This is a genomic window from Pseudodesulfovibrio alkaliphilus (genome assembly GCF_009729555.1).
Taxonomy (GTDB): domain Bacteria; phylum Desulfobacterota; class Desulfovibrionia; order Desulfovibrionales; family Desulfovibrionaceae; genus Pseudodesulfovibrio; species Pseudodesulfovibrio alkaliphilus.
In genome coordinates, this window is sequence record NZ_WODC01000005.1 from 74,898 (window position 1) to 87,847 (window position 12,950).

Below are 12,950 nucleotides of genomic sequence, written 5' to 3' on the forward strand. Positions count from 1 at the left end.
CCGCATCGGGTGTATTTTTTTCGCCCAGGGGTGGTCTTTTTTTACCCGCCAGCTAGGTTGCGTGTGTCCTGGTACGTGCTCCCAGGACTTTTTTCAGGCTGTCTGAGTGATAAAGAGTTTCAATTTCAACAACGGAATGGTCATGAAAACAGTAACCGTAGCAGGTGCGCCCAGCGCAGGAAAGACCGCAGTGATCCTTCACCTGATCCGTCAACTGGTCAAGGAGGGCAGGCGCTGCGCCGTGGTCAAGTTCGACACCCTTGGGACCTCCGACGACCGGATCTACCGCGACAGGCTCGGCATACCGGCCATCCAGGGGCTTTCGGACTATCTGTGCCCCGATCACTACTTTGTCTCCAACTTCGAGGAGGCATACCGCTGGGGGCGTATGCGAGAAGCCGATTTCCTTTTCATGGAAACAGCCGGGCTTTGCTATCGCTGCGCTCCTCATGTGGACGGGGTTCCGGCCGTGACGGTCATCGACAACCTGGGCGGTATGGAGGCCCCGCGCAAGATGGGGCCAGCCTTGACGCTGGCGGACGTGGTTGTGGTCACCAAGAGCGATCTCGTCTCCCAGGCCGAGAAGGAGGTCTTCGCCCACCGGGTCAACCAGGTCAATCCGTCAGCCCGCGTTCTGCACGTCAACGGACTCACGGGCACAGGGACACTGCCCCTGCGACGGCTGGCCGAAACCTGGGGCCACATGGAGGACGCTGAAGGTGCCTCGCTACGTTATTCCATGCCCGCGTCCATCTGTTCCTACTGCACGGGGGAAACGCGCATCGGCAAGCGCTTCCAGTCGGGCAACGTGGAAAAACTGCTGCTTGAGGAGTGCTGCGCATGAGTATCGAGACTGTCACCATTCTCGCCGGATTCGACAAAGAGGGCCGGGCCGACAAAGTGGACCGGGTGGATCTGCGTCCTGGCGACTCCCTGGCCCTGGTCGGCCCCACCGGATCGGGCAAGAGCGAACTGCTGTCCGATGTCCAGCAGGCGGCCTGCCAGGACACCCAGACCGGCCGGACCATTCTGGTCAACGGCGCGCCTTTGGCCGATCTGCCCGCCGGGCTGGTCGCGACCCTTTCCCAGAAGACCAACTTTGTCATGGACGCCACGGTGGAGGAGTTCATCCTCCTGCACGCCGAGAGCAAGGGGCGCGACGGACAGGCCCTGCTCGATCCGCTCCTTGCCATGACCAACTCCCTGTGCGGCGAGCCGATCCGGGCCGAGATGTCGCTGCAGGTCTTGAGCGGCGGGCAGTCCCGCGCCCTGATGATCGCGGACATCGCCTTGCTGTCGGACACGCCCATCGTGCTCATCGACGAGGTCGAGAACGCCGGAATCCACAAGTTCAAGGCCCTTGAGGTGCTGGCCGGTCGAGGCAAGGTGGTGGTCACCGCCACCCATGACCCGGTTCTGATCCTGATGAACCAGACCCGGCTTGTCATGCGCAACGGGGGCATGGCCGCCCTGCTGCGCTCAAGCGAGGAGGAACGCGAGTGCGCCGAGGAGTTGAAACGCATGGACAGTACGCTCATGGAGGTCCGCGAGACCCTGCGCATGGGCAAAATTTTGACATCACGGGAGATGACGGCATGACCACACGATCTGTTTACCTGGCCATCGCGCCAAACATCCTGCGCCGGACAGTGCAGGACCTGGCCCGGCTCAACCTTTCGCTGGATCTCGTTCCCCCGCAGACGCACCAGGAGATGCTCGACTTCTCCAAAAACTACGGACACGGCGAGGGAACGGTGCCGGGGTTGACGCTGTGCGCCTACCCGGAATTCGTCCGAAACCTGCTGCGGCTTCAGAAGACCGGAATGCTTGCCCCGCTGCCGGACTCCCTGCCGCCCATGCGCCGCGAGCTGACTTCCATCGGCATGGCCGAGCCATCCAGCTATTTCCGGGTGGTGGGGGTCGTGCCCTTTGTCATTGCCGCCGCCAGGAGCGTCAGTCCGCCCATCGAGGATTGGGAGGACCTCTGCCGCCCGGATGTCTGCGAATCCATCGCGGTTCCGCCCCACGACACGCCTCTGCCCGCCCTCTTTGACACGATGATGACCTCCCTTTGCGGCGAGCGGGCTGCCAGGGCCATTGCCGCCAAGAACACCGACCACACCCCCCTCGACATCAACAAGCACCTGGATGCCGGGAACTTCCTCGCCGGGGTGAGCATCCCGGCCTTCAGCCGCAATTTCCGCGAGGGCAACGGGTACATGGTCTGGCCGCGGTCAGGCGCGTGGCCGGTGCCCCTTGTGGCCTGCGTGCGCAAGGACGCGAGCCCGGACGCCATGGAGTTTCTGCATTTCCTGTTTTCAAACGAGTACCAGCGCTTTCTGTCGGAGTCCGGCTCGCTCATCCCCGCGGTGGAGGGCATCCCGTGGTTCGAGGAGATGGACAGGGCCGACGGACGGTTGCTCTGGCCCGGCTGGGATGCGCTGGTCTCGCTTGCCATACCCGACAATGCTCAAGGAGGTAGAGAATGAAACGGCGATTCGTCGTCCCGCTGCTGGCCGCGTTTATCCTGACGCTTGGAGTGGTTCCGGCCTCGGCAAGGGACGTTACCCTGAACAAGGTCATCGTCTCGGCGCGAGGTGTTGACAGCATGCAGTCCCAGACTCCGGGCGGAACAGGCGTGGTGGAGAAGGAGGAGATACTCCTCGCCCCCAAGGCGAGCATCGCCGACTCCATCTCGCGCATTGCCGGTGTCTCGCGCAGCGGCGAGTCCCCGTGGGGTCAGGATGTGTCCATCCGGGGCCTGTCCGGGGCCTCGGTGGTCGTGCTCATCGACGGCATGCGCCTGAACACGGCCACGGAGATCAACGCCCGGCTCGGTTTCATCAACCCCCTGGACGTGGAGAGGGTGGAAGTGCTCAAGGGCCCTGCCAGCGCACTGTACGGCACCGGCTCGACCGGCGGCGTCATCAACATCATCACCAAGAAGGGGGCGTTCACCCCGCAACAGGAGCTGGGCGGTGAAATGATCGCCGGCTGGTCCACCAATCCGCAGGGGGGCGACGGGTATCTGCGCTCGGTCCTCAGCCGCGAGAACTTCTGGCTCCAGGTTTCCGGCGGCCTGCGCGACCACTCCAGCTACTACGGAGGCGATGCCACCCGAATGCCCAACAGCCAGTTCGACGACATCTATCTGCGCATGGCGGGCGAGGCGCGATTTAGCGACCTGTTCACCGGGGCCTTCCAGGTCATGAACATCGAGGCGAGCAACGTGGGCATTCCCGGCGGATCAAGCACCATGCCCCAGACCGCGCCCATCCGCTATCCCCGCACATCCAATTTCCTGGCCAGCGGCGATCTCTCCTTCACCCCGGAAGGCGGGACCTTCAAAGAGGTGTCGCTCAACCTGTATTACATCAAGAACGAGCGCAAGGTGGAGATCGACAATCCCACTCCGGCGGTTCGGCTGATCAACCCCCAGGCGCTGCACGAGACCTTGGGCGGCAAGCTCCAGACCGAGATGGAGTTCGGCGATCACTCCATTGTCGCCGGGACCGACGCCTGGAGCTGGCACATGACCTCCAAAAGGCTGCGCTACACTACCGCGGGTCCGGTGCTGAAAGATCAGCCCACGCCCAACACCAGGCAGACTTCCGCAGGCGTCTTTGTCGAGGACGACTGGAAGCTCGACGACATGTTCACCCTCAACCTCGGCGGCAGGCTGGACAGGGTGCAGGCCACCAACAAGGAAAACGCCGACCATTCCGGCTCCACCAAGGTCCAGGCCGGGTGGAACGCCCATGCCGGGCTGACCTGGAACCCGGCGGAGCGTTGGTCCCACACCTTTCTCGCGGCCACCAGCTACCGGGTGCCCGACATTCTCGAACGATTCAAGAACATCAACCTCGGCGGCGGCATGACCAGCGTGGGCAACCCGGATCTGGACCCCGAGAAGTCCTACTTCTTCGAGTACGGGCTGCATTACGTCTCTGATTCCTTCAGCGCGTCGGGCTCGGTCTATGCCAACTTCCTGACCGACTACATCGCCGAGACGCTGGACACCCCGACCCAGTACCGCATGGCCAACATCGGGGAGGCGCGCATCTACGGATCGGAGCTGGAGGCAGACTGGCGCTTCGCCCGGTCCTGGAGCCTGTACGGCAACATCGCCCTTGCCAACGGGCGCGACATGCGAAACAAGGAAGCTCTGCGCAGCATCGCGCCCGTCAACGGTCTGGGCGGCATCAGGTATTCGAACGACAGCGGCTTCTGGGCGCGTGTCGAAACCCCCTGGGCCCTGGGGCAGAGCGAGGTGCCGGGCGGGGTCCGCAGAACCGACGCCTGGATCACGGTCAACACGGCGGCGGGCTATGGGTTTGACTGGTCCCGGCTGCATCACGAGGTGTCCGTGAGCATCAACAATCTCTTCGACAAGAAGTACAAGAACTATCTGGCCAACTCCCGGAGCATTGAGCTGCTTGAGCCGGGCATCAACGGATCGATCAACTACGCGGTCACGTTCTAGCGCCGCCTCGGCGGAAAGGTCTTTGGTTCACATGAAGAAACGACAACTGGCGCTGGTGGCCCTCCTGTTCGCTCTTGCGGCCTGGGGCGGTCTGCTGCTGGTGTCTCAGGCGAGGCAGTCCGCCCCCGTGGGGGGGCGGACCATCCTGGCCGTGCACACCTCTGGCCAGGCCACGACCCCGCAGATGCCTCTGTGGCTGGCCCTGGCCAAAGGCGAACTCGGCTTCGAGCCCGACATCCGGTACTGGAAGAACCTCGACGACCTGCGCGGCTCCCTGCTGGCAGGGCAGGGCGATATATGGGTGGGACACATAGACGGCTTTGCCCAGGCGGCTCTGCGCGGTGCGCCCGTGCGCCTTGTCTGCGTCACCGGGTGGAAGAAGTTCTTCTTTCTTACCAGCCGCGCCGACATCGCCTCCTTTGAGGACATCCTTCGGCTGCCCGCCCACACCGAGATAGCCTCGGCTCCGCCGCATTCTCCCGCCGTGGCGGTACTTCGCGCCCTGGAGGGGGCGGGTCTGCCCCGGTTCAATTACGCCCAGCACGAGGCGGGCCAGCTCTCCCTCAAGGCGATGCGGGGAGACGCAGACCTGTTGCTCCTGCCCGAGCCGCTGGTGACCGCCCTGCTGGCAAAGATGCCGGAGCTGCGCGTGGTGGCCAGCGTGGAGGAGGAATACGGCAGACTGACCGGCGGGGAGCCGTTGCTCCCCATCGCGGGTATTGCGGTCAATACCGCAACCCTGGCCCGGCACCCCGGCCTGGACAGGCTGCTTGAGGAAGCCCTGCGCAGGCAGGAGCCCGCCCTGCTCATAAACCCCGAGGAGGGTCTGGCCGCGCTGCCCGCCGAGTTCGACCAGTTCATCGACCCGGAGATTGTCAGGGCGTCCCTGGCCCGCGATGTCATCCGCGTCCGCTCGGCCGCCGAGTCCGAGGCCATGATCCGGGACTATCTGGGCATGGTCTTTCCCGAAAGCGTCGGCCCTGACGGTGTCATTGCGCTCCCGGAGGGGTTCTTCGGAGGGACTCGATGAAGTGGCTGCCGGCGGTGGTGTCCCTGGTCATTGGCGTGGGGGGGTGGTGGGCCGCATCGCTGGCCTTTGGCTCGGCGCTTGTGCCTGCTCCGGCCACGGTGGGAAGGGAGCTTTGGCACATGGCCCTGGAGGCAGAGACCTGGGCCACCCTGGCCATCACGGTGGCCCGTGGGCTTGCCGGGCTGATGATGGCCCTGGCCTGCGCCCTGGTGCTCGGCGTGGCCGCCGGAGCCAGCCCCGCGGCCATGCGCCTGATCACCCCGCTGGTGGCGGCCCTGCAATCGTGCCCGCCCATCCTGTGGATCACCTTGCTCATGGTCTGGGTCGGCACCGGCTCCACCGTGGCCGTGGCCGTGGTCTTCGCCTCGGTCTTTCCGCCCCTGTTCGCCAACATCGCCCAGGGGTGCGCGGCCCTGGACAGGCGGCTGTTCGATATGGCCCGGCTGTATCATGTGCCGCCGATCCGTCTGCTTCGGCGGGTGGTGCTGCCCGGCCTCACCCCCTATCTGCTGGCCGGGCTGTCCTATGCGGCCGCCACCAGCTGGAAGGTGACGGCGGTGGCGGAGTTTCTCGGCTCGTCCACCGGCATAGGCGCCAAGGTGTTCTGGGCCTACCGTATGCTCGAAATTCCCAGGCTCTTCGCCTGGGCGGGCATCATCATTCTGCTGGGCGTCGCCCTGGAGCTGCTTGTCATCGCCCCCTTGCGCAAGTCCGCAGAGACCTTTACCGGAAAGATTCGGGAGCAGGCATGATAGCCATTGAAAACGTGAACTTCGCCATCGGCGGAACCTCCCTGATCCAGAACACGACCCTGCGTGTGGCGGCCCGCGAGGCCGTCTGCCTGTGCGGCCCGTCCGGGGTCGGCAAGACCACGCTCCTCGAGATAGCCGCCGGGTTGACAGCCCCGGACAGCGGCACGGTCTCCCTCGATTCCGCCCGCATCGGCTGCGCCTTTCAGGACGACATCCTCGTCCCCTGGCTGACCGCCCTTGACAACCTGCTTCTGGTCATGACCGGACCCTTGGCACAGGCAAGGGCCGGGGCGGGGGGCTGGCTGGACAGGTTCGGCCTGGACCCTGATATGCGCCCACCCCAAATGAGCGGCGGCATGCGCAGACGGCTCTCCCTGGCCAGGGCCTTTGCCGTGGAGCCGGAAATCCTGCTGCTGGACGAGCCCTTCGCCTTTCTCGACGATCAATGGCAGGCCCGGACGGCCATGCACGTCGAGGCCCATCGGCAAGGGGGCGGCGCCGTGCTCCTGGTCAGCCACCAGGAGCGGCACCTCGACGCCTTCCAGTGCCGGACCGTGTTCATAGACCACGGCCCCATCAAACTCTCTGCCTGAAAAACCACCTGCCCCGGAACCCCGAGCAGACGCCCGAGGGCCAGGACCCGCACAAGAAAGCCGTTCAGGCAGACCTCAACCCCTGAACACGTATGGGCTGGAGCAAAAGTTCCAGCCCTTTCAGTTTGTCTACAGCTCGAAAGACTGACAGAGATCCTCCCCTTACGACAACAACCCGAGGAACCTGAGAACGCACAAATAAAAAAAGACTCTTTTTATATAATTCATGTTGACAGCCAAACTCAAAATACATATTTTGAGTTCTGCATGATCGTTTAGTTCACCGAAAAAGGAGAAAGAAAATGGCGAAAACAATTTCGATAAGTATCCCAGAAGAGCTCTTCACTAAACTTCGGAATACCAACCAATCTTTTAAAATATCGCAAATATGCCAAAGAGCCCTGGAGTCTGAGATTATGGAGAAAGAAACTTTAGCAAAGGCTCGTAAGTTAGGCATCGAAGACGGCGACAAAGCTAAAAGCACTCTCACAAACTCCTCCAGGATGGAAATTAAATCTGCATTTGAGAGGTCTTCCCAAAAATGGAGTAGTGAGGAGTTGTACAAGTTAGCCGACAAGCTCCAATCATCACTATCATCTGAAGATTTGGAAATGCTCCAACCACGATTTAACCAAATATTCGATGGTGAACTGATCTTAAGCGACTGGATGAAACACAGATCAGGAAAAACGATTCAAGACAAATGGAGTGAGGTAGCATGGGCCTATGTCGAAGGTACCTACCTAGGTCTGACTCAGAAGCATCTTCCCAAAGAAGCACCGTCTGTCAAAGAGTCCCAGGCAGTGCTTGCAGAAATCCAAAGAGTCCAAACCAGAGTTCCCAGGTGGTTCAATAACCCAAGCCAAATTAACTCAAGAATATTGATTGAATTTTTATCTATATCTGACAGCGGTGATAGACATGTCAGCATTGATGAACTGAAAAAGCAGTGCAAGATAAAGACATTTGATACTAACTTTGCACAAATGAAAATTTTTGGAGAGAGAAATCACGGGAAAGTCTTCGATGTGATAGATGGAAAAGTTACCCTGTGGTCACCAGTGAAAGATTTTATTAAAATTGAGTTCGATAAATACAAAAAATTAGGATTGTACAGAGATAGTATTCACCTGACACCGCCGCCCCTGGCGGGGTAGTTACGCGGCTACTCTCGGTTTCCGGTTCCTTGCCTTTCATGATGCCGACCAGAATATCTGGTTCGGCGTCCGTCTTTGGTCAGGGTGGAATAGTGTGGGGAGCGACTCCCCGCCAAAAGAAAAAGGTGGCTAGGATTTTATCCTAACCACCTGTTTTCATTCTGGCGGAGCCGACGAGACTCGAACTCGCGGCCTCCGGCGTGACAGGCCGGCGTTATAACCAACTTAACTACGGCTCCGCGTCTATATAAAGCGCGTTAAGCGACGCTTTACTGCATTTTTGGTAGGCGGAACAGGGCTCGAACCTGTGACCCTCGGCTTGTAAGGCCGATGCTCTCCCAGCTGAGCTACCCGCCCGCAGGAAACGAGTCTTTATCTTGGGCCGGAGTTTTTTGTCAACCGATTTTCGCATCCAGGCGACACGTTTGCTCAAGGCCCCTCTTCCGCGTTCAGCGAAGGGGATACTGCCCATCGGCGGTCTTTTTGTCAACGGATTTTGGTAAAAATTGATTCGGTGGCAACTCGTTGGATTTGTGAGCTATTTTGTGGACAGGACGACGCGGTTGCCTTTGCGGGGGAGCCAGGCCAGGGGCAGGCCGCGATAGTAGAGCCCTACAGGGCCGCTGCCCGGTGCATGGGGCAGGCTCTGTCCGGCCACCAGCCTTTCCAGGTCCGCAATGCCATCGACGTTCAGGGCGTCGTCGGGAGTGGCCGACTCGAGGGGCGGGAGGAGAATCCGGGCTGCGCCATCGGGTTTGAAATGCCCGCCAGAGTCCTTCGGAGCGCGGGATGCGTTCCGTTCTTCCCTGCGGCGTGCGGCGCGGTCTGTTGCCCGCAGCTCCTGGCGCATCGGGCCAGCCACCTTGCCCAGGGCAAACCCCTGCCAGCGCAGGGATCGGGGTATCCTGGCCAGGGCCTGGGCATGGAGGAAAAACGCCTTGCCTCCAAAGTCGTACACCTCGCCCGGTGGCAGCGCCGCCATGTTGAGGGCCTGGGGTCCATGCAGACGCGAGAAGTCCAGCCGGGTGCCCGGCAGGGGGGAGGTGGGTGCGTCCGGCAGGATCGTGGCGCACGGCGCACCCGGTTTGCGGAAGCGGGCGAGGAAAAATCCCTGCCCCTCGGAATCGTCGGCCACGCGAAGCACCCCCTTGAGGCCGGGCAGGGCAGGGGCGGCGAAAACGAAGCCGGGCGGCGGGTCGAGCGGGACAAGCTCCAAATCAAGGGAGTCGATGGCCCAGGCCACCTGGGCCTCGTTTTCCTCCTCATTGGTGGTGCAGGTGGAATAGAGCAGGTGCCCGCCGGGTGCGAGCAGGGCCGCGGCCTTGGCCAGGAGCGCCCTTTGCAACGTCACGAGGGGGCCGGTCCTGTCTTCGGACCAAAGGGTCATGACGTTGGGATTCTTGTCCACGGTGCCCCAGCCGCTGCACGGGGGATCGAGCTGGATGAATTCCCACGAGCCGGTGGCAAAGGGCAGATCCTGGGCCTTGGACTTGACCGTGGCCGTATTGACGGCTCCGGTGCGGCGCAGGTTGGCCCGCAGGATGCCCAGCCTGTCGGCCGACGGTTCGCACGCCAAGACAAACCCCTCGCGGCCCACCAGACGCGAGAGCAGGCCGGTCTTGCTGCCCGGCGCGGAACACATGTCCAGAACGCAGGCACCCGGCGGCGGGGCAAGCAGCAGCGGCGGCAGCATGGAAGAGCGGTCTTGGATGTATATGAGTCCGAACCGGGCCGCCAGACTGTCGCCCAGGGAAAAGGGTTCGTGGGTCAGCCGCCGGGCCAGGGGATGAAAGGGCTCGGGCTCAAAGGCGAATCCCTGGCCGTGCAGCAGCGCCTCGACGCGGGGAATGTCGGGGGCGTCGCAGACGAGCCTGAAGGTGCGAAGGGTGACGGGCATTGATGTCTCCGGCGGAGGGCTGGGGGAGATTCCCTGTGCGGCCCTTGCCAACAGCGGCAAAAAGCCTGGGAACGGGCCGCCGCCGCGACCCGGTCCAGCAGGACCAATACCGTCTTGCCCGGGGGGAGGCAACCGCATTAGGGGCTTTGCATCCCGGCCAGGAAACTGGTACAAGTGCCTGCCATACGCTGCCAAAGGCAGCCGTTGCGCAACAATATCACGGAATGCGGTCCCTGGCCCTGCCGGTTTGCCGCAGCCGCCCCCAGCACGGAGGAATACATGCTGATTCGACGTTTTGCCGCCCTGACCTTCGCCCTGTTCGCGATCCTTTTTGCGAGCGCTCCGGCCCTGGCTCAGAGCGCGAAAAAGTTTGCCGTGTTCCCGTTTGCGTACACCGGCCCGCAAAAATACGCCTATTTCCCCCAGGCGCTCCAGTCCAGCCTGAGCAGCAGCCTCGAATGGGGCGGGCATGTGGTGCCGGCAGGCGTCACGGCCATCGAGGGTGTCGCCACCCCCAGGAACCGGGCCGACATGGTCAACGCCCTGCGCACCACGGGCCTGGACTACGTTGTCACAGGCACCATCTCCATCCTCGACAGGGAAGCGACCCTGTCCATGATGGCCCTGGGAGCCGACGGCGGGTACTGGGAAAACAAGGGCCAGATGGACATCAACCAGATCACCTCCTGGCTCGACGCCCAAAGCAGGTCCGTCATGGGCGATGTCTTCCGGCGGCCCGGGTACAGCACCAGCGAAGTCGTCGCCAGGACCAGCGATATTCAGGACGGAGTCGCCAACCCCACGGAGCCGGTCAACACCCAGTTCCTCATGGCCGAGGACGACCAGTACCGGCCGGACACACTCAACCCGCAGTTCCGTTATGAGGGCGGGGCCGAAACCGAGGGCCGCTGGCGCAGCCAGACCCTGCGCTTTCTCTCCACCAGCATGGTGGTGGCCGATGGCAGCGGCGACGGGCAGAACGAGGTCTTCATCCTTCACAAGACAGGCATCGGCGCGTACCGCTACGAAGACGGCAGACTGCGCCATCTCGATACCCTGGAGCTGACCCCGAGCACACTCTATCTCCGCCTTGAGGCGGCTGACCTCGACAGGGACGGCGTGCCCGAACTCATCATCGGCACCTATCAGACCCAGGGCCGCAGCGCCTTCCTGGCCCCCGACGGATGGCCCAAGTCCCACATCCTTTCCTTCAAGGGCGGCAAATTCCAGTTCCTGGTCAAGGATTACGGGCGGTTCCTTGGCGTGTTGCGCATGCCTCCGGCCTACACCCCGATCCTGGCCGCTCAGGACAAGGGCACCCGCTACCTTTTTTCCCAGAGAATCAATGAGGCATACCTCAAGGGCAACACCATCGAGCTGGGCCAGACCATCCCCTCGCCCGAGTTCGGCACCATCTACAGCATGGCCTACCTGCCCGACGAGTTCGGCTTCAAGTATGTGGTCCTCGATGACTCCCATCGGATCAAGGTCTACAGTCAGACCATGGAGCGCCTTTCGTCAACGGGCGACGACACCTACAACAGTTCGGGCATTGGCATAGCCACCAGCGACAGGCCGGTGGGCATGGGGCCGGGCAAGGTGGACGGGGTGATCAGCTCCTACAATGTTCCCTTCCGCATGGTCGTGAGCTCCCTGTCCCAGAAGGGGAAATACGAGCTGCTGGTCAACAAGGACCTTTCGGTGGCGGCCCAGGTTTTCGAGCGGTTCAAATACTATTCTCAGGGTGAAATTCATGCCCTGACCTGGGACGGCGTGGGCATGGCCCTGTCCTGGAAGACCCGCCGCATCAAGGGGCAGGTCGCGGACATCGCCGTGGCCGACCTGAACAACGACGGCAACCGGCAGCTGTGTGTGCTGCTCAACACCTTCCCCGGAGGCATGGGCTTTTCCAACCGGCAGACCGTGGTGATGGCGTACGACCTGAACACCCAATAGCCCGGGGTTGGAGTGCCGCCGGGCATGGCATACCTTCCTCAAGGAGAGAGACCGATGAGAACGCTGACCATCCTGCTGGCGGCGGCCGCCATGGCCTGCCTGATGGCTGCCACGGCCGTGGCAGCCACCACGCTGACCTACGCCAACTTCCCGCCCGCCTCGACGTTCCCCTGCATCCAGATGGAGCGCTGGAAGGACGAAGTGGAGAAGCGCACCGGAGGCGCCCTGGTCATCCAGACCTTCCCCGGCTCGACCCTGCTGGGGGCCAAGAACATGTTGCGCGGGGTCCAGACCGGGCAGGCGGACATCGGCTGTATCAGTCTGCCTTATTATCCTGGCGTGTTCCCGGCCATGTCCGCGCTGAACCTGCCGGTGGCCTTCGCCTCCACCACGGTGGCCAGCCTGACCATGTGGGACATCTACCAGAAATATCAACCCGCGGAGCTTGCCGAGGTCAAGGTGCTGACCGTGTTCACCTCGGCCCCGTCCAACATCATGAGCCGGGTGCCCATACGGCAGCTCTCGGATCTTCGCGGTGTGGAGCTTCGCGCCTCGGGTTCCGTGCTCGATATCCTCTCGGCGCTGGGGGCGCGGGGCGTGGGAATGCCCATGTCCCAGACGCCGGAGGCCCTGCAAAAGGGAGTGGTCAAGGGGCTTGTTTCCTCCTTTGATGTGCTGAAGGACTTCAACTTCGCCGAGCTGTGCCGTTTCGAGACCATCACCAATCTGCCGGTCTATCCCTTTGCGGTGATCATGAACAAGGCCCGCTGGGATTCCCTGCCCGATGACGTGAAGAAGACGCTGGACGATCTCGGCCGCGATCAGGCCCTGTGGACCGGCCAGTACCTTGACAGACACATCCACGACTCCCTCGAATGGTCCAGGGAGCAGTATCAGGTGGAGGTCTTCACCCTGACCGGGGCCGAGCATGAGGAAATCCGCGTCATGAGCGCGGGTCTCATTGATCAATGGAAGGCGGACGCGCTCAAGGCGGGGCTCGACGCAGACGCCATCCTGGCAGACATGCTCGCCCTCAAGGCAAAGTACGAAGCCGAACAAGGCGAGTAACCCAGGCCTCGCTC

At 62.3% G+C, this 12,950-nt stretch carries 11 protein-coding genes and 2 tRNA genes; 10 read left to right on the forward strand and 3 right to left on the reverse strand.

Annotated elements, in window-relative coordinates:
* The first annotated feature begins 142 nt into the window (after positions 1–142).
* The 8 genes from GKC30_RS08855 (at position 143) to GKC30_RS08890 (ending at position 8,015) form a co-directional block, all read left to right on the forward strand.
* Positions 143–844: a GTP-binding protein gene (locus GKC30_RS08855; RefSeq protein ID WP_155934212.1), complete on the forward strand. Its 702-nt coding sequence runs from the start codon at positions 143–145 to the stop codon at positions 842–844.
* Positions 841–1,599, forward strand: a complete 759-nt coding sequence (locus GKC30_RS08860) for an ATP-binding cassette domain-containing protein (protein WP_155934214.1) — start codon at positions 841–843, stop codon at positions 1,597–1,599. The genes GKC30_RS08855 and GKC30_RS08860 overlap by 4 nt, the downstream gene beginning before the upstream one ends.
* Entirely contained in the window at positions 1,596–2,489 is an 894-nt protein-coding gene (locus GKC30_RS08865) for an ABC transporter substrate-binding protein (protein WP_155934216.1), read from the forward strand. Before GKC30_RS08860 ends, GKC30_RS08865 begins: the two co-directional genes overlap by 4 nt.
* Positions 2,486–4,483: a TonB-dependent receptor plug domain-containing protein gene (locus tag GKC30_RS08870; RefSeq protein WP_155934218.1), complete on the forward strand. Its 1,998-nt coding sequence runs from the start codon at positions 2,486–2,488 to the stop codon at positions 4,481–4,483. Before GKC30_RS08865 ends, GKC30_RS08870 begins: the two co-directional genes overlap by 4 nt.
* A gap of 31 nt (positions 4,484–4,514) precedes the next feature.
* Positions 4,515–5,513, forward strand: a complete 999-nt coding sequence (locus GKC30_RS08875) for an ABC transporter substrate-binding protein (RefSeq protein WP_155934220.1) — start codon at positions 4,515–4,517, stop codon at positions 5,511–5,513.
* Positions 5,510–6,265: an ABC transporter permease gene (locus tag GKC30_RS08880; protein WP_155934222.1), complete on the forward strand. Its 756-nt coding sequence runs from the start codon at positions 5,510–5,512 to the stop codon at positions 6,263–6,265. The genes GKC30_RS08875 and GKC30_RS08880 overlap by 4 nt, the downstream gene beginning before the upstream one ends.
* Positions 6,262–6,858 (forward strand): ATP-binding cassette domain-containing protein, encoded by a 597-nt coding sequence (locus GKC30_RS08885; RefSeq protein ID WP_155934224.1) that lies wholly within the window; start codon positions 6,262–6,264, stop codon positions 6,856–6,858. The genes GKC30_RS08880 and GKC30_RS08885 overlap by 4 nt, the downstream gene beginning before the upstream one ends.
* Before the next feature lie 302 nt (positions 6,859–7,160).
* Complete coding sequence (locus GKC30_RS08890) at positions 7,161–8,015, forward strand: hypothetical protein (RefSeq protein ID WP_155934226.1); 855 nt, start codon at positions 7,161–7,163, stop codon at positions 8,013–8,015.
* Between the two features lie 162 nt (positions 8,016–8,177).
* On the opposite strand, the gene GKC30_RS08895 is transcribed toward GKC30_RS08890, so the two are convergent.
* From GKC30_RS08895 to GKC30_RS08905, 3 genes are all read right to left on the reverse strand, one after another.
* Positions 8,178–8,254: transfer RNA gene (locus GKC30_RS08895), tRNA-Asp, on the reverse strand.
* Between the two features lie 42 nt (positions 8,255–8,296).
* Positions 8,297–8,372: transfer RNA gene (locus tag GKC30_RS08900), tRNA-Val, on the reverse strand.
* 181 nt (positions 8,373–8,553) lie between these two features.
* Positions 8,554–9,912 (reverse strand): NOL1/NOP2/SUN domain family protein, encoded by a 1,359-nt coding sequence (locus tag GKC30_RS08905; protein WP_155934228.1) that lies wholly within the window; start codon positions 9,910–9,912, stop codon positions 8,554–8,556.
* Between the two features lie 279 nt (positions 9,913–10,191).
* Here GKC30_RS08905 and GKC30_RS08910 point away from each other — a divergent pair, with 279 nt between their 5' ends.
* Positions 10,192–11,868 carry an FG-GAP repeat domain-containing protein gene (locus tag GKC30_RS08910; RefSeq protein WP_155934230.1) on the forward strand — a complete coding sequence of 559 codons (1,677 nt, stop codon included), beginning with the start codon at positions 10,192–10,194 and terminating at the stop codon, positions 11,866–11,868.
* A gap of 54 nt (positions 11,869–11,922) precedes the next feature.
* Positions 11,923–12,936 carry a TRAP transporter substrate-binding protein gene (locus GKC30_RS08915; protein ID WP_155934232.1) on the forward strand — a complete coding sequence of 338 codons (1,014 nt, stop codon included), beginning with the start codon at positions 11,923–11,925 and terminating at the stop codon, positions 12,934–12,936.
* Positions 12,937–12,950 lie beyond the last annotated feature (14 nt).

Excerpts from the sequence above, each read along its gene's own strand:
- GKC30_RS08870 (WP_155934218.1), top strand. The coding sequence starts at position 2,486 with ATGAAACGGCGATTCGTCGTCCCGCTGCTGGCCGCGTTTATCCTGACG.
- GKC30_RS08855 (WP_155934212.1), top strand. The coding sequence starts at position 143 with ATGAAAACAGTAACCGTAGCAGGTGCGCCCAGCGCAGGAAAGACCGCA.
- GKC30_RS08875 (WP_155934220.1), top strand. The coding sequence starts at position 4,515 with ATGAAGAAACGACAACTGGCGCTGGTGGCCCTCCTGTTCGCTCTTGCG.
- GKC30_RS08860 (WP_155934214.1), top strand. The coding sequence starts at position 841 with ATGAGTATCGAGACTGTCACCATTCTCGCCGGATTCGACAAAGAGGGC.
- GKC30_RS08880 (WP_155934222.1), top strand. The coding sequence starts at position 5,510 with ATGAAGTGGCTGCCGGCGGTGGTGTCCCTGGTCATTGGCGTGGGGGGG.
- GKC30_RS08890 (WP_155934226.1), top strand. The coding sequence starts at position 7,161 with ATGGCGAAAACAATTTCGATAAGTATCCCAGAAGAGCTCTTCACTAAA.
- GKC30_RS08910 (WP_155934230.1), top strand. The coding sequence starts at position 10,192 with ATGCTGATTCGACGTTTTGCCGCCCTGACCTTCGCCCTGTTCGCGATC.
- GKC30_RS08905 (WP_155934228.1), bottom strand. The coding sequence starts at position 9,912 with ATGCCCGTCACCCTTCGCACCTTCAGGCTCGTCTGCGACGCCCCCGAC.
- GKC30_RS08915 (WP_155934232.1), top strand. The coding sequence starts at position 11,923 with ATGAGAACGCTGACCATCCTGCTGGCGGCGGCCGCCATGGCCTGCCTG.
- GKC30_RS08865 (WP_155934216.1), top strand. The coding sequence starts at position 1,596 with ATGACCACACGATCTGTTTACCTGGCCATCGCGCCAAACATCCTGCGC.
- GKC30_RS08885 (WP_155934224.1), top strand. The coding sequence starts at position 6,262 with ATGATAGCCATTGAAAACGTGAACTTCGCCATCGGCGGAACCTCCCTG.